We start from the raw sequence: 20,397 nt of genomic DNA, 5'->3' as shown, positions 1-20,397 counted from the left end.
AGACAACGGGGCTGGTGCGTTTTGTGGAATCATTGATTCCCCCCATTCGTGCTGCCGCAGAAAAATGCGATCAACCGATCAGGACAGAACATGAAAAACGCTTTGATGCTTTCGGGCCTTTTTGCCGGCCTTTCGAGCCTTCCAGCAATGGCGCAAGAAGGTCTGGAAACCATTGGTAAGCCGGTTGACGGCGGACTGAACTTCCAGCCGGCGGCGACCTCGCTGGCGGAAGGCCTGCAGCGCCTGGACTACATGATCCTGGTGATCATCACCGTGATCTGCGTGTTCGTTGCGGGCCTGCTGCTGTGGGCGATCCTGCGGTTCAACCGCCGCGCCAACCCGACCCCGGCCAAGTTCACCCACCACACCCCGATCGAGATTGCCTGGACCGTGATCCCGATCCTGATCCTGGTCTTCATCGGCTCCTTCTCGCTGCCGCAGCTGTTTGCCCAGCAGGAGATTCCCGAAGGCGACATCAACATCAAGGTGACCGGCTATCAGTGGTACTGGGGCTATGAGTACACCGACCACGAGTTCGGCTTTGAAAGCTTCCTGCTGCCGAAGGAAGACCTGGCTGCAAACGGTTACGCCGAGGACGAGTACCTGCTGGCCACCGACACTGCCGTTGTCGTGCCGTCGGGCAAAACCATCGTGATGAACGTGACCGCGGCGGACGTGATCCACTCCTGGACCATCCCGGCCTTCGGCGTGAAGCAGGACGGCGTTCCGGGCCGTCTGGCTCAGCTGTGGTTCAAGGTCGATGAAGGCAAAGAAGGCATCTACTTCGGTCAGTGCTCCGAGCTGTGCGGCAAGGACCACGCCTACATGCCGATCACCGTCAAGGTCGTGACCCAGGAAGAGTATGACGCCTGGCTGGAAGGCGCCAAGGAAGAGTACGCGGGCATCCCGCAGGCCTACCAGGTTGCTTCCAACTGATAGCTGGCAGGCGGGGCGCATGCCGCTCCGTCTGCCGCAGTGACAAGACCAGGGTGCGCAGCGATGCGCACCTGTTGCCGCCAAAGGACCCAAGATGAGCGACGCAAGCATCAACGCAAGCCGGGCATATGAGGACGAGGCCAGCTTTGGCGATTACTTCGCCCTGCTGAAACCCCGTGTCATGTCGCTGGTGGTGTTCACCGCTTTGGTCGGGCTGCTGGCCGCACCCGTCTCCGTGCATCCCGTCGTCGGTTTCTGCGCCATCCTTTTCATCGCCATCGGCGGCGGCGCCTCCGGTGCGCTGAACATGTGGTGGGACGCCGATATCGACAAGGTGATGAAGCGGACCAAGGGCCGCCCGATCCCCGCAGGCAAGGTCGAGCCAGGCGAAGCGCTGGCGCTCGGCCTGGCGCTGTCGGGCCTGTCGGTGATCATGCTGGCGCTGGCCGCCAACGTCTTTGCCGGCGCGTTCCTGGCCTTCACCATCTTCTTCTACGTGGTGGTCTACACCATGTGGCTCAAGCGGGCGACGCCGCAGAATATCGTCATCGGCGGTGCCGCGGGGGCCTTCCCGCCGGTCATCGGCTGGATTGCCGCCACCGGCACCATGTCGGTTGAGCCCTGGCTGATGTTCCTGCTGACCTTTATGTGGACGCCGCCGCATTTCTGGGCGCTGGCGCTGTTCATGCGCTCTGACTACGACGACGCGGGCGTGCCGATGCTGACCGTGACCCATGGCCGCCGCGCCACCCGTGTCCATATCCTGGTCTACACCGTGCTGCTGGCGCTGCTGGCCGTCGGCACCGCGTTTTCCGGCATTGGCGGCCCGCTTTACCTGGCCGCGGCGCTGGTGATGAACGCGCTGTTCCTGCATGGCGCATGGAAGATCACCCGCCGCGACGAGGACGATTCCGAGGCCGACAACTTCAAGGTCGAGCGCAGCTTCTTCAAACTGTCGCTGCTCTATCTGTTCCTGCACTTCGGCGCGATCCTGGCCGAAGCGCTGCTGAAGCCCTATGGGCTGGGAGGCTGGTAACATGGCACTGCGCAAGGAACATGAAATCCACAAGCGCCGGTCGGGCCGCAACATCGGTGTCGGCGTCCTGCTGGCCGCCTTCGTGGTGCTGATCCTGGCCCTGACCATGGTCAAGGTCACCTCCAACGGCTTCTCTTTCCCCGACACTCAGGCGGAGCAGAACTGATGGCGCTGAAAGGTCCCCAGAAAACCGTTCTCCAGCTGGTCGGCGTTGTCGTCCTGATGGGCGGCCTGTCCTGGGCCTCGGTGCCGTTTTACGACTGGTTCTGCCGGGTCACCGGTTTTGGCGGGGTCACCGGCGTGGCCAGCACCGGCTCCGACACCATTCTGGACGAAACCATCACGGTGCGCTTCGACGGCTCCAAGCAGCGCGGCATGCCGTGGGAGTTCAAACCGGTCCAGCGCGAGATGGAAGTCCGGCTGGGCGAAACCGGCCTGGCCTTTTACGAGGCCTACAACCCGACCGACCGCCCGGTGGCGGGGCAGGCGTCGTATAACGTGGCGCCTTATCAGGCCGGCGGGTTCTTTTCGAAAATCGACTGCTTCTGCTTTACCGAGCAGGTGCTTCAGCCGGGGGAGCGGGTTCAGATGCCCGTGACCTTCTATGTGGATCCCGAAATCATTGACGACCGGGACGCAAAATACGTGCATACGATCACGCTGTCGTACACGTTCCATGAAATCGATCTGCCCGAGGGCTATGCCGCCCTCGACACCGGGGAAGGCACCGGGGCAGGCACAACAACGAACTAGGCCGCTAGGTGAGGGACACTTAAATGGCGCACGCTAAAAATCACGATTATCACATTCTGCCGCCGTCGATCTGGCCGCTGGCCGCCTCGGTGGGCACTTTCGTCATGCTGGTTGGCGCAGTGTTCTGGATGAAGGGCATCACCGCCTGGCCGTTCTGGATCGGCTTTGTTGCGGTTCTGTACTCCGCCTTTGCTTGGTGGTCCGAAGTGGTGGCCGAAAGCCGCCAGGGCGATCACACGCCGGTGGTGCGCATCGGCCTTCGCTACGGCTTCATCCTGTTTGTGATGTCCGAGGTGATGTTCTTCTTCGCCTGGTTCTGGTCGTTCTTCAAACACGCCATGTACCCGATGGAGACCTACGTCGGCACCGAATACGTGGCGCCAGAGATCTACGCGGTCGACCCCTTCCACCTGCCGCTGATCAACACCCTGATCCTGCTGCTGTCCGGCTGTGCCGTGACCTGGGCGCACCACGCGCTGGTTCACAACAACGACCGTAAGGCGCTGATCCAGGGCCTGGCCATCGGTATCGCGTTCGGCATCGCCTTCACCTTCCTTCAGGGCTATGAATACGCGCACCTGCTGCACGAGGGCTGGAAGTTCGGCGAAGACGAGTTCTACTCGAACTTCTTCATGGCCACCGGTTTCCACGGCTTCCACGTGGTCATCGGCACCATCTTCCTGACCGTCTGCCTGATCCGCGCAATGAAGGGCGACTTCACCCCGGAACAGCACGTCGGCTTCGAGGCCGCCGCCTGGTACTGGCACTTCGTGGACGTCGTCTGGCTGTTCCTGTTCGTGGCCGTCTACATCTGGGGCACTTCCGGCCTGTAATGGGCGGTTTGTAACGGTTACATGTTTGCGGTTGATTATCCGCAAGCTTGAAGTCACACACGGGGCGCGCAAGGAGTTACCTTGCGCGCCCTAAGTTTTGAAGCGGAGCAGCGTCGATGCGGCGTGTCATCTTCCTGTTGATCATCAGCGGCGCGGGCCTGGCCATTCTGATCGGCCTCGGCACCTGGCAGCTGCAGCGCAAGGCCTGGAAAGAAGACCTGCTTCAGTCGATTGAGGCCAACATCGCGGCTGCACCGGCGGCTTTGCCGCAGGTCCCGACGAAGGAACGAGACCGTTACCGGGCCGTCACTGTTGAAGGTGAGATTGAAGGCAATGCGCTGCATGTGTTCTGGGTCACCAAAGACGCCGAGACGGGGTACAGAATCATTGCCCCTTTCGTGACCACCGATGGCCGGCGTGTACTGTTGGATCGGGGCTTCATCCCTGCCGCTGAAAAGACCACATCTCTCACCATCGGGCAGGCTACCGTCACCGGCAATCTTCTCTGGCCGGATGAGGGCGACTGGACCACCCCGGCGCCGGAAGTGGACACTAATATCCTCTATGCCCGGGACGTTGCCTATATGGCAGAGCGCCTGAACACCGAACCCGTATTGATTGTCGCCCGCAGCGCAACGCCTGAGGCCGCGGTCACTCCGCAAGCCGTGACAACTGCGGGCATCCCGAACAACCACTTGCAATATGCGATCACCTGGTTTTCGCTGGCCTTTATCTGGGCGGCGATGACCATCTATTTCCTGCGGCGCAGCCGCCCCTGAACCAAAGAGCTAAGGCGATGAAATATATCTCGACCCGGGGCCAAGCGCCCGAGCTGACCTTTGAAGACGCGATGCTGACGGGCCTCGCCCGCGATGGCGGCCTGTATGTGCCGTCTGAGATCCCGCAGATGTCTCACGACGAGATCGCCGCGCTGGCTGGCCTGTCCTACGAGGAAACCGCCTTCCGCGTCATGCGCCCCTTCCTCGGCGACTGCTTCACTGATGACGAGTTCCGCGGCATCATCGCCCGCGCCTATGAGGGCTTCGGCCATGCCGCCCGCGCGCCGCTGAAGCAGCTGGCGCCCAACCACTTCCTGCTGGAGCTGTTCCACGGCCCGACGCTGGCGTTCAAGGACTTCGCGATGCAGCTGATCGGCCAGCTGTTCCAGAGCGCCCTCGAGCGCCGTGGCGACCGGGTGACCATCGCCGGTGCCACCTCCGGTGATACTGGCTCTGCCGCCATGGAAGCCTTCCGGGGCCTGAGCAACGTGGATGTCTTCATCCTCTACCCGCATGGCCGTGTGTCGGAAGTGCAGCGCCGCCAGATGACCACGCCGCAGGACAAGAACGTCCACGCGCTGGCCGTCGATGGCGACTTCGACGACTGCCAGGCCCGTGTGAAGGACATGTTCAACGATTTCGACTTCCGCGATGGGGTGAAACTGGCGGGCGTCAATTCGATCAACATCGCGCGCGTACTAGCGCAGGTGGTCTATTACTTCTCCTCCGCCGTTTCACTGGGGGCACCGCACCGCAAGGTGAGCTTCACCGTGCCCACCGGCAACTTTGGCGACATCTTCGCAGGCTTCATCGCCAAGCAGATGGGCCTGCCGATCGACCAGCTGGTGGTCGCCACCAACCAGAACGACATCCTGCACCGCTGCCTGTCGGGGCAGGGGTATTACAAGGGCGACACCCAGCCTTCGATTTCGCCGTCGATGGACATTCAGGTGTCATCGAACTTTGAGCGTGCTCTGTTTTACGCCTACGGCCAGGACAGCAAGGCAGTGGCACTGCTGATGGACGAGCTGAAGAACGGCGGCTTTGACGTCTCGCAGGGCGCGATGCAGGCGCTGGCCGAGAATTACGAATCCGGCCGCACCTCCGAGGAGGAAACCCTCGCTACCATCAAGTCCGAGCTGGCATCCTCGGGTGAGCTGATCTGCCCGCATGGCGCCGTTGCCGTGAAAGTGGCGAATGAGCACCGCAAGGCCGACGTTCCGATGATCACGCTGGCCACCGCGCACCCGGCGAAATTCCCGGCAGCGGTCGAAGACGCCAGCGGCATTCATCCGCCTCTTCCCCCGCGCATGGCGGACCTGTATGACAGGCCGGAACGGGTCACCCGGATCGCCAATGATCTGGCTGCCGTTGAGGATCACATCAGAAAGAACATCGCGAATTGACAGTTCAGCAGCACACACTCGCCAACGGGTTCCGCATCGTCTCCGAGCATATGCCGGGGCTGGAATCCGCGGCGGTCGGGATCTGGGTCACTGCCGGCGGCCGCCACGAGCGGCTTGAACAGAACGGCATCGCCCATTTCCTGGAGCACATGGCCTTCAAGGGCACCAAGTCCCGCTCGGCCCTGCAGATCGCCGAGGAGATCGAGGATGTGGGCGGCTACATCAACGCATACACCTCGCGCGAGGTGACAGCCTATTACGCCCGTGTGCTCAAAGACGACGTGCCGCTGGCCGTGGATGTGATCGGGGACATTCTGCTGAATCCGGTGTTCGACCAGCGTGAGATCGAGGTTGAGCGCGGGGTGATCCTGCAGGAGATCGGCCAGTCGCTGGACACGCCCGACGACGTGATCTTTGACTGGCTGCAGGAGGAAAGCTACCGCGGGCAGCCGCTGGGCCGGACCATCCTCGGTCCGGCGGAGCGGGTCCGCAGCTTCTCCCGCGAAGACCTGCAGGGGTTCGTTTCGGAGCATTACGGCCCTGGGCAGATGATACTAGCCGCTGCTGGCGGTGTGGACCATGACTCGCTGGTCAAGCTGGCGGAGCAGATGTTCGGCCATATGGAGGCCAAGCCGGATTTCACCGCAGAAGGCGCGCAATTCACCGGCGGCGAAGCCCGGCAGGTTAAAGATCTGGAACAGGCGCATTTCGCACTGGCCTTAGAAGGTCCCGGCTACCGCGACCAGTCGATGTATACCGCGCAGATTTATGCCAGCGCCCTTGGCGGCGGCATGTCCTCGCGGCTATTCCAGGAGGTGCGCGAAAAGCGCGGCCTCTGCTACACCATCTTCTCGCAGGCGGGCTCTTACGCCGATACCGGGTCGATGACGGTCTATGCGGGCACCTCCGGCGAGCAGCTGGCGGAGCTGGCGGGTATCACCATTGACGAGATGAAGCGCGCCGCGGATGACATGAGCAACGCTGAGGTTGAACGCGCCCGCGCCCAGATGAAGGCGGGGATGCTGATGGGGCTGGAAAGCCCCTCGAACCGGGCCGAGCGGCTGGCGCGGCTGGTGCAGATCTGGGGCAAGGTGCCGTCGCTGGAACGCACGGTGGAGCGGATTGACGCGGTAACGACCAAGGACGTGCGCGAACTGGCCGAAACCATGGCGGTGACGGCCCCGGCGGCGCTGGCGCTTTATGGTCCGGTGGCCGATGCGCCTGCGCTGGAGAGGCTGCAGGAGAGGCGTGCCGCCTGATGCTGCTCACCCGCCGCAAGGTCCGCATCGAAACCGAGCGCCTGACCCTCAGGCCGCCGGTGCATGCGGATTTTCACGGCTGGGCGGCGCTCAGGCTGCAAAGCCAGGCCTATCTCACCCCGTGGGAGCCGAGCTGGGCGGCGGATCACCTCAGCCGCAAGAGCTTTACTAACCGGGTCTATTGGGCGCGCCGCTCGGTATCCTCGGGCTCAGCCATGCCGCTGTTCCTGATCCGCCGGTCGGACCAGGTTCTGGTGGGGGCGATCACGCTCGACAACATCCGCCGCGGCCCGGCCCAGGCCGGCACGCTGGGTTATTGGACGGGCCAGCCGTTTGCCCGCCAGGGCTACATGCGAGAGGCGATCGGCGCAGTCGTGCATCACGCGTTCACCAAGCTGGACCTGTCCCGGATCGAGGCCGCTTGCCTGCCGGAGAACCAGGCCTCCCGCGGTCTGCTGGAGAAATCCGGTTTCAAGTATGAGGGTGTGGCCCAGTCCTATTTGCAGATCAACGGCCGCTGGCGCACCCATGTGCTTTACGCCGCGCTCCGCCACGACCGCCGCGGCAAAACCCTGGCTGGCCAGGCTTAGGCACCGGAGACTCCGCAAGAGGCAAAGGCTCCCGCCCGTCGCTGGTGCATTGAAAATGCACCGCTCCCGTTGGGCGTGGCGCCGCACCTGCGGCGCGCCGCCGCCCTGCCTCGCGGCCGGGCGTCATGGTTTGCTGCCGGCTGCGCCCGCGCCGGGCCGCAGGCCCGGCGCCACGCCCAACCGCAAGGCGGAATTTCCAATTCAGCCGGAGCGGGCGGGAGTGCCCTGGCAGGTTTTTCGAGCTTGGGGGCTGACAGCGGTGGTTTGCGACCTAGAACCTGCTCCATGCGCGCGTTTTGCTGTCTCCTTTGGCTGATCCTCTGTGCCAGTGCCCTCCACGCTCAGGAGCGGCGGCCCAGCCACTGCATCGCGCTGGCACAGGAAACGCCCGGCCTGAGTTACCTGCACAGGGCCAGCTGGCAGGACCCAGTGGCCAAGGACAGCGTGCTGATCCGCTATATCGCCCATGCCTCCTTTCTGCTGCGCACCGAAGGCGGGCTGAACGTGGTCACCGATTTCACCGGTTTCACCGGGTCTGCACCGCTGATCCCCGATGTGGTCACCATGAACCACGCCCATGAAACCCACTGGACCGCGCACCCCGACCCGGCGATCCCGCATGTGCTGGAGGGCTGGGGGCCGTTCGGCGCGGGCATCGACCATCACCTCGACCTGGGCGAGATGCTGATCCGCAATGTCCCGACCGATATCCGCAACATGTTCGGCGGGGTGGAGGAGCGGGGCAACTCGATCTTTGTGTTCGAGGCCGCGGGCCTTTGCATCGGCCACTTGGGCCACCTGCACCATGTGCCGACGCCGGAACAATACGCCGCGCTGGGGCGGCTGGATGTGGTGATGGCGGCGGTGGACGGCGGCATCACCCTGCCGCTGGATCAGATGCTGGAGGTGCTCGGGCGGCTGCGGTCCTCTGTCATCATCCCGATGCATTGGTTCAGCGACTACTCGCTGGACCGCTTTCTGTCTCAGGTAGGCCCGGAATTCGACGTAGTGGACGACGGCAGCAGCACGCTCACCGTCTCGCTGCGCAGCCTGCCCAGCCGCCCGACCATTCATGTGCTGCGTCCCAGGTACCTGCAGGACGGGGAATGAGCCTGCTTGCCAGCCGCCGGGCCTTGCGGCATGGATAAGGCATGAGCCTGACCCCCGCCGACCCCGCCTTTGCCGCCCGCCTCTCTGCCCTGCTGCCCGAAGGCGTTTTGCGCCAGCCGGAGCCGCGCCACCTGGAGGAGCCGCGCGGGCGCTATCAGGGGCAGGCCGGCATGCTGGCGCTGCCGCAGAACGTGGAACAGGTCTCAGTTTTGGTTCGCGAGGCCAATGCCGCCCGGGTGCCGGTGGTCCCCTACGGCGGCGGCACCGGGCTGGTCGGCGGCCAGGTGATGCCGGAGGGCCCCGCGCCGCTGCTGCTGTCGCTGGAGCGGATGACCGCGATCCGCGCAGTCCACCCGCAGGAAAACGTGATCATCGCCGAGGCCGGCGCCATACTGGCGGACGTTCAGGCCGCGGCGCGGGATGCCGGACGGCTGTTCCCCTTGTCGCTGGCGGCGGAAGGCTCGGCCCGGATCGGCGGCAACCTCTCGACCAATGCGGGCGGCGTCAACGTGCTGCGCTACGGCAATGCCCGGGACCTCTGCCTGGGGCTGGAAGCGGTGCTGCCGACGGGTGAGATCTGGCACGGGCTGTCGCGGCTGAGGAAGGACAACACCGGCTACGACCTCAAGAACCTGCTGATCGGCGCGGAAGGCACCTTGGGGGTGATCACCGCTGCGGCCCTGAAACTGTCGCCGGTCCCGGCGGGGCAGGGCACGGCGATTTTCACCGTGACAGACCCGGAAGCGGCCATCGCGCTGCTGGCACTGGCCCGGGATCAGGCAGGGGAGGCCGTCAGTGCCTTTGAACTGATCCACCGGCAAGGGCTGGAGTTTCTTGCCGAAACCCAGCCTCAGGTGCGCCAGCCGTTTGCCCGGGCGCCGGAGTGGTCGGTGCTGATCGAACTCGGCCTGCCGCGAGGGCTGGACCCGGAAACTGCCCTGGCAGAGCTGTTCGCGGCGGCGGAACAGGCCGGTCTTGCTGAGGATGGCGTCATCGCCCAGTCCGAGGCGCAGCAGCAGGCGCTGTGGTCGCTGCGCGAGCATATCCCGATTGCCAACAAGGCGATCGGTGCGATTTCCAGCCATGACATCTCGGTGCCGATCTCGGACATCCCGGCGTTCATCGAGCGCGGCCGTGAAGCTGTGGCGGCCTTGGGCGCATTCCGCATCAACTGTTTCGGACATTTGGGCGACGGCAACTTGCACTACAACGTGTTCCCGCCCAAAGGCCGCAAGCGGGACGACTACGACCACTTGCGCGGCGCCGTGAAGGAGGCTGTGCATGATCTGGTCCACAGCTTTGGCGGCTCGTTCAGCGCTGAGCACGGCGTAGGGCGGATGAAGACCGGCGACCTGGAGCGCTACGGCGATCCGGTCAAGCTGGCAGCCATGCGGGCCATCAAACAGGCGCTGGACCCGAACGGGATCATGAACCCGGGCGCGGTGCTGCGGGCCGTCTGATTTCTCTGTAGCAGGAAAGGTTCCCGCTCCCTCGGCTGCCCGGCTGCGCCGGACCGCCTGGCGGATTTGGGCCCGGCGCCGCGCAGATGCGCGGCGCGCCTTTCAGATGCCCTTCCGGGGCTCCTGAAAGGCCATGCCCAACCGGCAAAGTCATTATTTACAAAAATGATTTACAAAAATGGCGCATGGCGGGCAGGAGAGCCGCGCCGTCAGCGCTTAACGCACGGGGCCGTTCGAAAGGACCGGCTCAGAGGCCTTCGAACTCGCAGAGGACGTGCACGTCCATACCCATGCTCTCCAGCAGTTTGCGGCCGCCCAACTCCGGCAGGTCGACGATGAAGGAGCAGGACACGATCTCGCCACCTAGACGCTCGATCAGCTTGATGCCTGCGCCTGCGGTGCCGCCGGTGGCCAGCAGGTCATCCACCACCAGGATCTTCTCGCCCGGCTTGATCGCATCATCGTGGATCTCGACAATCGCCTCGCCGTATTCCAGCTTGTACTCTTGGCTGATGGTGGTACCGGGCAGCTTGCCCTTCTTGCGGATCGGCACGAAACCGACGCTCAACTGATGCGCAATTGCGCCGCCCAGGATAAAGCCGCGCGCCTCAAGCCCCACAACCTTGTCGATCTGCTCGCCCGCATAGGGGTGCAGCATCTGGTCGATCGCCATGCGGAACCCACGCGGGTCGGCAAAAAGGGTGGTCACATCGCGGAACATGATCCCTTCATGCGGGAAGTCGACGATGGTGCGGATGTAATCCTTGACGGCGGTCTTCTTGGGCATCGGCTTGGCTCCCCTTGGCGCAACGGTTCCGGCGGCCCGGCAGCGCTGCCGGGCACAGGGGGTTTGGCCGAAGCCGCGCCGTCATGCAAGGGGGAACCGGTAGCTGTTCCGGCGGCGTTACTTGGCGTGCCGGATTTTCCGCCGCGAGAGATAGCTGCGGTAGAGGCTTTCCGGAAGCCAGGCCAGATGCGCGCGGCGCCAGTCGCGGCGGCGCAGAACAAGAAGACTTTGGGCGGCATTAATGTTCATGGTTGATCTGCCTCGACTGTTTAACGTTACACTGGTTTTGCGCAGCTTCAGGCGGCTGCGCCGGTATATTAAATGTATATACATAAGCGCCGAAAATCAACGTCGCGGCACGAGGGGGAGCAGGCGGGTGGCCAGGAAGGACAAGAAAGGCGGCAAGAAAGACAGCCAGCTGATCCTGCGCCTGAACAAGGAGGACCGGGACGCCTTTGTCGAGCTGTGCAAGGACCTGGACACCTCGGCTGCCCGTGAAATCCGCCACTTCATCCGCAAGTTCCTGAAGGAAAACGGAAAGCGCTAGCGGCGCAGCGGCAGGCGCGCCCAATGACCTCAGCGGGGAAAGCTGGTGCTCCAGCGCATCAGTGCCTCCAGCGGCCCGCGTCTGGCAAAGAGGTTCCAGACCCAGGCCGCCACCATGCACAGGGCGCAGAAGCCCAGCGAGTAGCCAAAGATCTGCTCAGCCGTCAGCGAGCCGTCAAGCTGCCCCATCGCCTCCAAGGTCCCCATGCCGAGCAGGATGTGCGCCGCATAGAGGCTGAGTGCCTGCTGGCCCGGAGCGGCCAGCCATTCGGCAAGGCCCGCCTTTTCCAGCGCCGGGGTGATGGCGAGCGTCAGCCCGATGACCGCCAGCGCGCTGCCGGAGGCCGCAAGGATGTAGAACGGTCCGGGAGGAATGGCGGTGGTGCCCAGAAGCTCGGCCAGCTCCGGATCCTGCACCAGAAGCCCGGGCAGGGCCGCCAGCAAAGCGGCCGCTGCGCCCAACAGCACCAGGCGCGCCTGCACGGCCCGGCTGGCCAGGTTCAGGCGGCCGGCCCACATGCCCAGGAACAGGAAGGCTGCCCAGGGAAACACGGGGTGCCAGCCGTTGAAGAAGGAATGGCGCAGGAAGCCTTCCAGCGTCCAGAACTCTCCATATGCCAGCGTCTCCCAGTCCCAATGCGCCTCGTAATCCAGTGCCAAAAGGCTGATCAGGCCGATCAGCACCGTGCCGCCGGCGGCCCATAGCAGGGCCCGGCCGGAAGCCGTCAGGAACGGCAGCGCCACCAGGAAGTAAAGCGCGTAGAAATGCAGGATATCGGCGTCGAAGATGGTCAGGTTCAACAGGCCGATCAGGAACAGGAATACCGCGCGGCGGAACAGGGTTGCGCGGTCCGGTTTGCCGAGTGACAGGCCAACCCCCGCGAGGACGACGAACAGCGCCGCAGCCCTTCCCTCCAGACTGTTGGTGAACAGCGAGGGGGCATCCGTGCCCGGGGTTACCTGCGCCGCGATCCGGAAGTTAACTAATACCATGCCGCAGAAGGCGAGGAAACGGGCGATGTCCAATCCGTGGAGGCGCATGAAATGGTCCTGAAATCCTGAGGCAAATCCTACCGACCGATAAAGGTACCCGGTTGGCAAAAGAAAAGGGGCGGCACCTTGCGGCCCGCCCCGGAACTTTCAACCTGTTGCCGCTGGGGATCAGCCCAGCACCCGGCCCGCGACCGCGTCGAGTTTGGCCAGCAGCGCCGGATCCCGCCGCTCCGGGGCGGTCATGATGGCATACTCCAGCGCCTTGTCGCAGCCGTGCGGGCAGTCCGCGCGCTGCTGGCCCAGAAGGTCCGGTAGACGGCGCACCAGTTCGCGGGCGTTGGCGGAGTTGCCCTGCAAAGTCGCAATGATATCAGTTATTTCCACCGCGCCATGCTCCGGGTGCCAGCTGTCGTAATCGGTGACCATGGCGATGGAGGCGTAACACAGCTCCGCCTCGCGGGCGAGCTTGGCCTCGGGCATGTTGGTCATGCCGATCACGTCGCAGCCCCATTGCTCTCGGTACATCTTGCTTTCCGCCACCGAGGAGAACTGCGGCCCTTCCATGCACAGGTAGGTGCCGCCGCGGTGGACCTTGATGCCCGCATCCCGGCCTGCCGCTTCTGCCGCGTCCGAGAGCCGCTCGCAGGTTGGATGCGCGACGCTCACGTGGGCGACGCAGCCGGTGCCGAAAAAGCTCTTTTCGCGCGCAAACGTCCGGTCAATGAATTGATCCACAACGACAAAATCGCCCGGCGCCATCTCCTCGCGGAACGATCCGCAGGCGGAAACGGAGAACACGTCAGTCACACCCAGCCGCTTCAGCGCGTCGATATTGGCGCGGTAGGGGACCTCGGTCGGGGAATGCACATGGCCGCGGCCGTGGCGGGGCAGGAAGGCCATCTTCACGCCGCCCAGAGAGCCGGTCAGAATGTGATCCGACGGCGCTCCCCAGGGGGTGTCGACCGAGACCCACTCGGCGTCTTCCAGCCCGTCGATCTCATAAATGCCCGAGCCGCCGATCACGGCAATCATGGTTTCACGGGTGTCTGTAGCGGTCACGTGCTGCCCTCCTGATGCTGCTGTTCGGGTTATGCGCAAGCGGGGCGGGATTTGGCAAGCCCGGGGAGAAAAACAGGGGGTGACATGCGTGCACCCCCTGTGCACCCCCTGTGCACCGGGCGGCGGGACGGGAGTATTTGGGGAAAGATGAAGCCGGCCACCCCACAAAAGGCTCGTGTGTGCCGGGATGGCGGGCTTGCTGTAAGGCTAGCACGGAATTTGCAGGGCAGAATTGCCGACCTTCCCCCAAGGGCTATTTCACAAGACTGCGCGCTTGGGCGGCGGCCCGGAAGTTAGCGAAGGCTGAATTAAACCCTTCGAGCGGCCAGGTGAGATCCTGCGCCTGACCGTGCCGGTCGCGGAAGGTAAAGCGGAAGGCGCCACCCTCCTGCATCTGCGCAATCAGCTCATCTGCGCCCGCGCCGGTAAAACTGCAGCTGAGGCCGGTGAGGCAGCCGGGGTGCAGGCTGCGCCAGGTGACCTCTCCCTCCTGTTCGATACGGAAGCCCGCGGGGCTGTACAGGGTTCCGGGCTCGATGCCGAATTCTACTTTCCAGCCGTCCGGGTCAGGGGTGAGGAACAGGAACTGGCCGGCGAACTTGGGGCGTGGCGAGAACACATCCACCCAGCGGATGTAACAGCGCTGCATCAGCGCTCCAGCTTCCTCGCGTTCATCGCAGACCGAGGTCCAGATGCCAAAGCTCTCATAGTGTTTGACCCGCCAGTCGCTGGCGGTGTCATTTCCGGCCCGGTCCTGCGCAAAGGCAGGGGCGGCGGCGAGGGCAAAGCAGGCAAGCAGGAAGCGCATCATCATTCCCCAGAGGAGTTTACTGCGTTTGAACCTGTGTATAGCGGGCTGTTGGTGCAATTCACGTTCGCGCGACGGGCCGCATACACCCCGCACCCTTGCCCCGTTGGCGTATTTCCGCTAGGGGCGGGCAGCGAACACTCCTCCTCCCGAGCACAGGTACACCCAATGAGACGCGCAGCGATGGCTTTGCTGGCCAAGCAGATATCCCCGCCCAACCTTTCCATTATGCAGGACGAGGGCTTTACCGTGGCCCGCGTGCGCACCGAATTGCTGTCCGGCCTTACCGTGGCGCTGGCGCTGGTGCCGGAGGCGGTGGCCTTTGCCTTTGTTGCGGGGGTGCATCCGCTGGTGGGTCTGTATGCGGCCTTTATGGTGGGGCTGATTACCGCGGTGTTCGGCGGCCGGCCCGGGATGATCTCTGGTGCGACCGGTGCGCTGGCGGTGGTGATGGTGGCGCTGGTGGCGGATCATGGGGTGGAATACCTGTTTGCCACTGTGGTGCTGATGGGGATCCTGCAGATCATCGCGGGTGTCATGCATTGGGGCAAGTTCATCCGCCTGGTGCCGCATCCGGTGATGCTGGGGTTCGTGAACGGCCTTGCCATCGTGATCTTCCTGGCGCAGCTGACCCAGTTCAAGGATCCGGCAACCGGCGGTGCGGAGTGGCTGCAGGGCGGTTCGCTGCTGCTGATGCTGGGACTGGTGGCGCTGACCATGGTGATCATCTGGGGGATGCCCAAGATCACATCGGTGATCCCGGCGCCGCTGGCGGGGATCGGCATCGTGGCGGTGCTGGTGATAGCCATGGGTCTGGATGTGCCGCGGGTTGGTGACATGGCCTCGATCGAGGGCGGCCTGCCGGCCTTCCACATCCCGATGGTGCCGCTGAACTGGGAGACCTTTGAGATCATCCTGCCCTATGCGGTGATCCTGGCCGCCATTGGCCTGATCGAGAGCCTGCTGACCCTGAACCTGGTGGGCGAGATCACCGGCAAACGCGGCGGTGCCTCGCAGGAGTGCATCGCGCAGGGGGCCTCGAACGTGGTGACCGGCTTCTTTGGCGGCATGGGCGGCTGTGCGATGATCGGCCAGTCGATGATCAACGTGAAATCGGGCGGGCGCACGCGGATCGCGGGCATTGCCGCGGCGCTGTTCCTGCTGGCCTTTATCGTGGTGGCCTCGCCGCTGATCGAGCAGATCCCGCTGGCCGCGCTGGTGGGCGTGATGTTCATGGTGGTGATCGGCACCTTTGCCTGGAACAGCCTCAAGATCATGACCAAGGTGCCGCCGATGGACGCCTTTGTGATCGTGCTGGTGACCGTGGTGACGGTGATGACCGACCTGGCGATTGCGGTTGTTGTGGGGGTGATCGTCTCGGCGCTGGCCTATGCCTGGAACAACGCGCGCCGCATCCACGCCTATACCCGCGAGTCCGCAAGCGACAAGGGCGCCAAGGTCTATGAAATCGAGGGACCGCTGTTCTTTGGCTCCACCGACGGGTTCATCGAGCTGTTTGATGTGGCGGGCGATCCGGAGCGGGTGATCGTGGACTTTGCCCGCAGCCGGGTGGTGGACCAGTCGGCGCTGCAGGCGATTGAGGCGGTGGCCGGGAAGTATGAAGCCGAAGGCAAGAAGCTGGTGCTGAGGCATCTGAGCCGCGATTGCCACCAGCTGCTGACCAAGGCGGGGCACCTGATGGTCGATAGCGACGATGACCCGGAATACGAGGTCGCGGTGGATTACTCGGTCAGGACCGGGATCCTGGGCGGCCACTGACGCCGGACAGATTGAAAGAGAAACCCGCGGTTCCGGTGAGCCGCGGGTTTTCGTTTGGATAGGGGGCTTCTGGCTCGCCAAACCAGCAGGGGCTTAGTCGGGGGCGAGGGTTTCCAGCATGTCGAGGTCGCCCGACAAGAGCGCGGGTTCGGCGCGGGTGATCAGCTCAGCCGGCCAGTCCCACCATTTGAGCGCGAGCAGCCGGGCAATCTGCGGCTTGGAGAAGCGGAAGCTTTGCACCGTGCCGGGGTTGCCGGTGACGATGGCGTAGGACGGCACCGTGCCGCGCACCAGGGCGCCTGCGCCGATGATGGCGCCGTCACTGACGCGGGCGCCGGGCAGGATCAGCGCGCCGTAGCCGATCCAGACATCGTTGCCAATGACCGTGTCGCGGGTGTCGGGCTGGAAGCCGGCCATCTGGCTGGGGTCGAACACCGGGAACGGGTAGCAGCTGAGCCCTTCCTGCGCGTGGTTGGCTGAGGCGGTGATGAAGCGCGCCCCGTGGGCGATCTGGCAGAAGCGGCCGATCACCAGACGCTCCCGCGCGCCGGGGAACAGGTAGGGGGCAAGGTGCTGCGCCCAGTTGTCCGGCGGGTCAAGATCGGAGGCGTAGCTGTAGTCGCCCGCCTGGATGTTCGGATGGTCAAGAACTTGGCTCAGCATAACGGTGCCCGCGTGCGGCGTGCCGTCGGGCAGGATGATCGGGTTGCGTTTGCGGGGGTCAGGCAGCGGCATCGGGGGCCTCAGTCGTCGGGGCGGGTGAGCGGGAACAGGTCGCGCACCACCGAATAGTCGCGGTAGCCGAGACGCGCGAGCGGCTGGAAGGTGGTGACGTCGAAGGCGCCGTCCTTGAGGCACTCGTCGCGCATGTGCACGCCGGTCACCTCGCCGAACACCACCTTGTTGGCCTCGCCCGGCAGGGTCACGATTTGGGTGAGCTTGCACTCCAGCGCCGCCGGGGCTTCGGCGACGCGGGCGCAGGCGATGGTTTCGCACTCCACGGCGGTCAGGCCCGCATGGGTGAACTCGTCCTCGTCCTTGGGCAGCGCGCCGGAGCTGGCGTTCATCGCGTCGCGCAGCGCGTAGGAGACCACGTTGACGCAAAAGACGCCGGTGGCTTCGATATTTGCGACGCTGTCCTTGGTACCGTCCTGGTCAGGTTTGGCGCTGGTGGAGGCAAACATCACCTGCGGCGGCGTATAGGCGACTGCATTGAAAAAGGAATAGGGCGCCAGGTTGTTGATCCCGTCCGCGGAGCGGGTGGAGATCCAGCCGATCGGGCGGGGCGTGACAATGGCGTTGAACGGGTTGTGGGGCAGGCCGTGGCCATCCTCGGGGCGGTAGAACATTCTGGCTTCCTGTTCTGTGGCTTAGGTGTTTGCCCAAGCCTTACGCCCGTGTTAGGCCAAATGCCAGCCCGCAGGGGATATTGGCGGAGGCAGGGCAGCGTGATCGAATTGCAAGCGGAACAGGCGGACGACCGGTGGGAGGTCGAGGCGCTGTATGACCTGTGCTTTGCGCCGGGCCGCGAGGCGCTGTCCTCGTACCGGCTGCGCGACGGGGTGCCGCCGGTGGCGGGGCTGAGCCAAGTGGCGCGCGACAGCGATGGGATCCTGGCCGCGGCGATCCGGTTCTGGCCGGTGCTGATCGGGGAGGCGCCAGCGCTGCTGCTGGGGCCGGTGGCGGTGCACCCGACACGGCAGGGCGAAGGGCTGGGCGGGTCGCTGATTCGCGACAGCCTGGCCAAGGCGGAGGAAACCGGCTGGGCGCGGGTGATGCTGGTGGGCGATGCGCCCTATTACCTGCGCTTTGGGTTCACCCGCTTGGAGGGGGTGGAAATGCCGCCCCCAACCAACCCGGACCGGGTTCTGGGGCTTGCCTTGCAGGATGGCGCCTGGGACGGCATCCGGGGCCAGGTCACCCGCTGGCAGGGTTGAAATCGCCGCCGGTTCTGCCGATCTCTTAGGCAGTTACAGGAGGCGGATGTGGCGGATATTTTGAGCAAAGCGCGGGAGCTTAGCCCGCAGGAGATCGAGTCGGAGCTGGATGCGCTGGCCGAACGCTATCACGCGGCGGGCGGGTTCGGCGTGGAGCTGATGACCCGGCTGGGCGGCAGCGGCGAGAGCCTGCTGGAGCGCCTGCCCGCGCCGGTACGGGCCGGGCTGACCGGCGCCACGGAAACCGCGTTGCGGCTGGCGATGAAAAGCGCCACCACCTCGCGCCGCCTGGTGCCTGACCAGAAGCCTGGCGTCGACCGGGTGGTGAGCGCCGCCATGGGCGCGGCGGGCGGCGCGGCGGGTCTGCCCGGGGCGCTGGTGGAGCTGCCTGCAACCACTGCCTTTCTGCTGCGCACCATTCAAAGCGCTGCCGCCGCCGAGGGCTTTGACCCGGAGGCCGAGAGCGTGACCTTCGACTGCATCCAGGTGTTTGCGGCGGCGGGCCCGCTGGCAGAGGATGACGGCGCGGACCTGGGCTTTGTCTCATTGCGGCTGGGGCTTCCCGGCGGGGTGCACAAGCTGATTGCCCAGGTGGCGCCCAAACTGGGGGCCGTGCTGGGGCAGAAGCTGGCGGCGCAGGCGGTGCCGGTTGCCGGGGCGGTTGCAGGGGCTGCGGTGAACTATGTCTTCTCTGGCTATTACCGGGAGATGGCGCATGTGCATTTCGGCCTTCGGCGGCTGGCGGTGGAGGCCGGAACACCGCAGGAGGAGCTGGCGGCGCGGCTGCGGCAGCGGCTGCAGCGCCCCGGTGCGGCGGTTTAGGCGCACTGCGCTCTTGCACTTGCTGGAAAGGGAGATTTAATCGCCCCTTCCTGCTATGAGGGAAAACATGATTCAATACAGCCTCAAATGCGCAGAGGGCCACAGCTTTGACAGCTGGTTCCAGTCTGCGGCGGCGTTTGACAAGCTGGCGGCGGCCGGCATGGTGTCCTGTGCGGTTTGCGGCGGCACCGGGGTGACAAAGGCGATCATGGCGCCGCGGGTGCGCCCTGGGCGCAAGGCAGTGTCCGGTGTTGGTGAGCCTGAACCGAAGTCTGCCGAACCCGCAGTTCCGCCTGCGTCTGCCGCACCGGTGCCGGCAGCGGCGTCCGAAGCAGCGCAGGCCGGGCCGGGGCTGTTGAGCCGCCCGTCGGGCGAGGTTGAAAAGGCAATCGCCGAACTGCGCCGCAAGGTTGAGGAAAATTCCGACTACGTCGGCAGCAGTTTCGTCCGGGAGGCGCGGGCGATGCATTTGGGCGAAGCGCCGGAACGGGCCATTCATGGCGAGGCCAAACTGGAAGACGCGCGGGCGCTGATCGAGGAAGGCGTGCCGGTGATGCCGCTGCCGTTCCGCCCCGGGCGAAAATCGAATTGAGGGACAGGGCAATATGCATGCAGTTGTGACGGGAACCAGCCGCGGCATCGGCAAGGAGCTGGTGAAGCAGCTGCGGGAAGCGGGCCACGAGGTGACCGGCACCTCGCGGGATCATTCCTCGGGAGTGAAGCTGGATGTCTCCGATCCCGGCCAGCAGGCGCGTTTTGCGGCCCAGATCCGGAACCGGCCGGTGGATCTGCTGATCTGCAATGCAGGTGTTTATATCGACAAGGCGATGGGGCTGGAGGATTACTCCGCCGAGGTCTGGGCCAAGACGCTGGCGGCCAATGTGACCGGAGTGTTCCTGACGGTGCAGGCGATGCTGCCCAATCTGCGGCTGGCGGAAGAGCCGAAGATCGCCATTATGTCGTCGCAGATGGCAAGCCAGGCGCGGGCGCCGGGCGGCAGCTATGCCTACCGCTCGTCCAAGGCGGCGGCGCTCAACATCGGCCGCAACCTGGCCACCGACCTGCAGCCCGAGGGCATTGCCGTCGGCATCTATCACCCGGGCTGGGTGCGCACCGACATGGGCGGCGATGAGGGCGACATCACGGTGGCGGAATCGGTCGCCGGGCTGATCAACGAGTTCGAGGTGCTGTCGCTGGAAACCACCGGCTGCTTCCACACCTGGGACGGCCGTATCCACCCGTACTAACCGAAGGACGCGTCCGGCAGGCAGCGGCGGGCTCCCGCGCCCGCGGGTGCCATCAGCCGTGCTGATGCCCCCTTGGCGGCCTTGGGCCCGGCACCGCACGCAGGTGCGGTGCCATGCCCAAGTGGCTGAAGGCCTGAAAAGGCCCGAAGCCGGGCGGGAGCTGTCCCTTGCGCCAAGAGCGCAAAGTCCTCAATCAGGTGCGGCACCCGCCGCAAAAAAAGCCGGCGCGGTGTGCGCGCCGGCTGATGTTTTCTGAA

General features: G+C 64.8%; 24 protein-coding genes. 17 read left to right on the top strand and 7 right to left on the bottom strand.

The window, feature by feature from the left end:
• Positions 1-90: 90 nt before the first annotated feature.
• From coxB to AC5STI_RS09220, 11 genes are all read left to right on the top strand, one after another.
• Positions 91-936, top strand: coding sequence for a cytochrome c oxidase subunit II (gene coxB / locus AC5STI_RS09270; RefSeq protein ID WP_490399127.1), 846 nt, complete (start codon positions 91-93; stop codon positions 934-936).
• A 94-nt stretch (positions 937-1,030) separates the two neighbouring features.
• Positions 1,031-1,972: a heme o synthase gene (gene cyoE / locus AC5STI_RS09265; RefSeq protein WP_475046885.1), complete on the top strand. Its 942-nt coding sequence runs from the start codon at positions 1,031-1,033 to the stop codon at positions 1,970-1,972.
• A gap of 1 nt (position 1,973) precedes the next feature.
• Positions 1,974-2,138 carry a cytochrome c oxidase system small membrane protein gene (locus tag AC5STI_RS09260; RefSeq protein WP_475046883.1) on the top strand — a complete coding sequence of 55 codons (165 nt, stop codon included), beginning with the start codon at positions 1,974-1,976 and terminating at the stop codon, positions 2,136-2,138.
• Entirely contained in the window at positions 2,138-2,725 is a 588-nt protein-coding gene (locus tag AC5STI_RS09255; protein WP_490399128.1) for a cytochrome c oxidase assembly protein, read from the top strand. Before AC5STI_RS09260 ends, AC5STI_RS09255 begins: the two co-directional genes overlap by 1 nt.
• A gap of 23 nt (positions 2,726-2,748) precedes the next feature.
• Positions 2,749-3,558: a cytochrome c oxidase subunit 3 gene (locus tag AC5STI_RS09250; RefSeq protein ID WP_475046880.1), complete on the top strand. Its 810-nt coding sequence runs from the start codon at positions 2,749-2,751 to the stop codon at positions 3,556-3,558.
• A 116-nt stretch (positions 3,559-3,674) separates the two neighbouring features.
• Positions 3,675-4,337 (top strand): SURF1 family protein, encoded by a 663-nt coding sequence (locus AC5STI_RS09245; protein WP_495446463.1) that lies wholly within the window; start codon positions 3,675-3,677, stop codon positions 4,335-4,337.
• A 17-nt stretch (positions 4,338-4,354) separates the two neighbouring features.
• Positions 4,355-5,743: a threonine synthase gene (gene thrC / locus AC5STI_RS09240; protein WP_495446462.1), complete on the top strand. Its 1,389-nt coding sequence runs from the start codon at positions 4,355-4,357 to the stop codon at positions 5,741-5,743.
• Complete coding sequence (locus tag AC5STI_RS09235; protein ID WP_495446461.1) at positions 5,740-7,002, top strand: M16 family metallopeptidase; 1,263 nt, start codon at positions 5,740-5,742, stop codon at positions 7,000-7,002. Before thrC ends, AC5STI_RS09235 begins: the two co-directional genes overlap by 4 nt.
• Positions 7,002-7,592, top strand: coding sequence for a GNAT family N-acetyltransferase (locus tag AC5STI_RS09230; RefSeq protein ID WP_495446460.1), 591 nt, complete (start codon positions 7,002-7,004; stop codon positions 7,590-7,592). The genes AC5STI_RS09235 and AC5STI_RS09230 overlap by 1 nt, the downstream gene beginning before the upstream one ends.
• Before the next feature lie 285 nt (positions 7,593-7,877).
• Positions 7,878-8,702 carry an MBL fold metallo-hydrolase gene (locus tag AC5STI_RS09225; RefSeq protein ID WP_495446459.1) on the top strand — a complete coding sequence of 275 codons (825 nt, stop codon included), beginning with the start codon at positions 7,878-7,880 and terminating at the stop codon, positions 8,700-8,702.
• A gap of 41 nt (positions 8,703-8,743) precedes the next feature.
• A complete protein-coding gene (locus AC5STI_RS09220; RefSeq protein ID WP_495446458.1) occupies positions 8,744-10,162 on the top strand; it encodes an FAD-binding oxidoreductase in 1,419 nt (472 codons plus the stop codon).
• Positions 10,163-10,409: 247 nt separating this feature from the next.
• On the opposite strand, the gene AC5STI_RS09215 is transcribed toward AC5STI_RS09220, so the two are convergent.
• Both AC5STI_RS09215 and AC5STI_RS09210 read right to left on the bottom strand, forming a co-directional pair.
• Entirely contained in the window at positions 10,410-10,949 is a 540-nt protein-coding gene (locus AC5STI_RS09215) for an adenine phosphoribosyltransferase (RefSeq protein WP_008556837.1), read from the bottom strand.
• A gap of 117 nt (positions 10,950-11,066) precedes the next feature.
• A complete protein-coding gene (locus AC5STI_RS09210) occupies positions 11,067-11,198 on the bottom strand; it encodes a hypothetical protein (RefSeq protein WP_259967077.1) in 132 nt (43 codons plus the stop codon).
• A gap of 127 nt (positions 11,199-11,325) precedes the next feature.
• Between AC5STI_RS09210 and AC5STI_RS09205 the strand changes: the two genes are divergently transcribed.
• Positions 11,326-11,496, top strand: coding sequence for a hypothetical protein (locus tag AC5STI_RS09205; protein ID WP_495446457.1), 171 nt, complete (start codon positions 11,326-11,328; stop codon positions 11,494-11,496).
• A 29-nt stretch (positions 11,497-11,525) separates the two neighbouring features.
• Here AC5STI_RS09205 and AC5STI_RS09200 read toward each other — a convergent pair whose 3' ends face one another.
• The 3 genes from AC5STI_RS09200 to AC5STI_RS09190 all read right to left on the bottom strand — a co-directional run bounded on the left by AC5STI_RS09200 (position 11,526) and on the right by AC5STI_RS09190 (position 14,355).
• Positions 11,526-12,536 carry a DUF418 domain-containing protein gene (locus AC5STI_RS09200; protein WP_495446456.1) on the bottom strand — a complete coding sequence of 337 codons (1,011 nt, stop codon included), beginning with the start codon at positions 12,534-12,536 and terminating at the stop codon, positions 11,526-11,528.
• Between the two features lie 120 nt (positions 12,537-12,656).
• Positions 12,657-13,520, bottom strand: a complete 864-nt coding sequence (locus tag AC5STI_RS09195; RefSeq protein ID WP_495447750.1) for an S-methyl-5'-thioadenosine phosphorylase — start codon at positions 13,518-13,520, stop codon at positions 12,657-12,659.
• Between the two features lie 280 nt (positions 13,521-13,800).
• The gene (locus AC5STI_RS09190) at positions 13,801-14,355 is read right to left on the bottom strand and encodes an invasion associated locus B family protein (RefSeq protein WP_495446455.1); all 555 of its coding nucleotides are present in this window, start codon (positions 14,353-14,355) and stop codon (positions 13,801-13,803) included.
• A 168-nt stretch (positions 14,356-14,523) separates the two neighbouring features.
• Here AC5STI_RS09190 and AC5STI_RS09185 point away from each other — a divergent pair, with 168 nt between their 5' ends.
• On the top strand, positions 14,524-16,134 hold the full coding sequence (locus tag AC5STI_RS09185) for a SulP family inorganic anion transporter (RefSeq protein ID WP_495446454.1): 1,611 nt from the start codon (positions 14,524-14,526) through the stop codon (positions 16,132-16,134).
• A 93-nt stretch (positions 16,135-16,227) separates the two neighbouring features.
• Here AC5STI_RS09185 and AC5STI_RS09180 read toward each other — a convergent pair whose 3' ends face one another.
• Both AC5STI_RS09180 and AC5STI_RS09175 read right to left on the bottom strand, forming a co-directional pair.
• On the bottom strand, positions 16,228-16,869 hold the full coding sequence (locus tag AC5STI_RS09180) for a CatB-related O-acetyltransferase (protein WP_495446453.1): 642 nt from the start codon (positions 16,867-16,869) through the stop codon (positions 16,228-16,230).
• 8 nt (positions 16,870-16,877) lie between these two features.
• On the bottom strand, positions 16,878-17,483 hold the full coding sequence (locus AC5STI_RS09175) for a flavin reductase family protein (RefSeq protein ID WP_495446452.1): 606 nt from the start codon (positions 17,481-17,483) through the stop codon (positions 16,878-16,880).
• A gap of 99 nt (positions 17,484-17,582) precedes the next feature.
• Here AC5STI_RS09175 and AC5STI_RS09170 point away from each other — a divergent pair, with 99 nt between their 5' ends.
• The 4 genes from AC5STI_RS09170 to AC5STI_RS09155 all read left to right on the top strand — a co-directional run bounded on the left by AC5STI_RS09170 (position 17,583) and on the right by AC5STI_RS09155 (position 20,140).
• Positions 17,583-18,071 carry a GNAT family N-acetyltransferase gene (locus tag AC5STI_RS09170; RefSeq protein ID WP_475046857.1) on the top strand — a complete coding sequence of 163 codons (489 nt, stop codon included), beginning with the start codon at positions 17,583-17,585 and terminating at the stop codon, positions 18,069-18,071.
• Positions 18,072-18,119: 48 nt separating this feature from the next.
• A complete protein-coding gene (locus AC5STI_RS09165; protein ID WP_495446451.1) occupies positions 18,120-18,893 on the top strand; it encodes an EcsC family protein in 774 nt (257 codons plus the stop codon).
• Positions 18,894-18,960: 67 nt separating this feature from the next.
• Positions 18,961-19,485: a DUF1178 family protein gene (locus AC5STI_RS09160; RefSeq protein ID WP_495446450.1), complete on the top strand. Its 525-nt coding sequence runs from the start codon at positions 18,961-18,963 to the stop codon at positions 19,483-19,485.
• Between the two features lie 13 nt (positions 19,486-19,498).
• Positions 19,499-20,140 carry an SDR family oxidoreductase gene (locus AC5STI_RS09155; protein WP_495446449.1) on the top strand — a complete coding sequence of 214 codons (642 nt, stop codon included), beginning with the start codon at positions 19,499-19,501 and terminating at the stop codon, positions 20,138-20,140.
• Positions 20,141-20,397 lie beyond the last annotated feature (257 nt).

The sequence above is a fragment of the Leisingera sp. CC-HEC096 genome (genome assembly GCF_059429235.1).
Note: the sequence above shows the minus strand (reverse complement) of the source record. Positions and strands in the feature narration are given on the sequence as shown.

Coding starts and splice junctions, on each gene's coding strand:
- AC5STI_RS09250 (WP_475046880.1), top strand. CDS start 2,749: ATGGCGCACGCTAAAAATCACGATTATCACATTCTGCCGCCGTCGATC.
- AC5STI_RS09210 (WP_259967077.1), bottom strand. CDS start 11,198: ATGAACATTAATGCCGCCCAAAGTCTTCTTGTTCTGCGCCGCCGCGAC.
- AC5STI_RS09190 (WP_495446455.1), bottom strand. CDS start 14,355: ATGCGCTTCCTGCTTGCCTGCTTTGCCCTCGCCGCCGCCCCTGCCTTT.
- thrC (WP_495446462.1), top strand. CDS start 4,355: ATGAAATATATCTCGACCCGGGGCCAAGCGCCCGAGCTGACCTTTGAA.
- AC5STI_RS09200 (WP_495446456.1), bottom strand. CDS start 12,536: ATGCGCCTCCACGGATTGGACATCGCCCGTTTCCTCGCCTTCTGCGGC.
- AC5STI_RS09245 (WP_495446463.1), top strand. CDS start 3,675: ATGCGGCGTGTCATCTTCCTGTTGATCATCAGCGGCGCGGGCCTGGCC.
- AC5STI_RS09185 (WP_495446454.1), top strand. CDS start 14,524: ATGAGACGCGCAGCGATGGCTTTGCTGGCCAAGCAGATATCCCCGCCC.
- AC5STI_RS09160 (WP_495446450.1), top strand. CDS start 18,961: ATGATTCAATACAGCCTCAAATGCGCAGAGGGCCACAGCTTTGACAGC.
- AC5STI_RS09175 (WP_495446452.1), bottom strand. CDS start 17,483: ATGTTCTACCGCCCCGAGGATGGCCACGGCCTGCCCCACAACCCGTTC.
- cyoE (WP_475046885.1), top strand. CDS start 1,031: ATGAGCGACGCAAGCATCAACGCAAGCCGGGCATATGAGGACGAGGCC.
- AC5STI_RS09195 (WP_495447750.1), bottom strand. CDS start 13,520: ATGATTGCCGTGATCGGCGGCTCGGGCATTTATGAGATCGACGGGCTG.
- AC5STI_RS09225 (WP_495446459.1), top strand. CDS start 7,878: ATGCGCGCGTTTTGCTGTCTCCTTTGGCTGATCCTCTGTGCCAGTGCC.
- coxB (WP_490399127.1), top strand. CDS start 91: ATGAAAAACGCTTTGATGCTTTCGGGCCTTTTTGCCGGCCTTTCGAGC.
- AC5STI_RS09220 (WP_495446458.1), top strand. CDS start 8,744: ATGAGCCTGACCCCCGCCGACCCCGCCTTTGCCGCCCGCCTCTCTGCC.
- AC5STI_RS09230 (WP_495446460.1), top strand. CDS start 7,002: ATGCTGCTCACCCGCCGCAAGGTCCGCATCGAAACCGAGCGCCTGACC.
- AC5STI_RS09180 (WP_495446453.1), bottom strand. CDS start 16,869: ATGCCGCTGCCTGACCCCCGCAAACGCAACCCGATCATCCTGCCCGAC.
- AC5STI_RS09260 (WP_475046883.1), top strand. CDS start 1,974: ATGGCACTGCGCAAGGAACATGAAATCCACAAGCGCCGGTCGGGCCGC.
- AC5STI_RS09255 (WP_490399128.1), top strand. CDS start 2,138: ATGGCGCTGAAAGGTCCCCAGAAAACCGTTCTCCAGCTGGTCGGCGTT.
- AC5STI_RS09155 (WP_495446449.1), top strand. CDS start 19,499: ATGCATGCAGTTGTGACGGGAACCAGCCGCGGCATCGGCAAGGAGCTG.
- AC5STI_RS09215 (WP_008556837.1), bottom strand. CDS start 10,949: ATGCCCAAGAAGACCGCCGTCAAGGATTACATCCGCACCATCGTCGAC.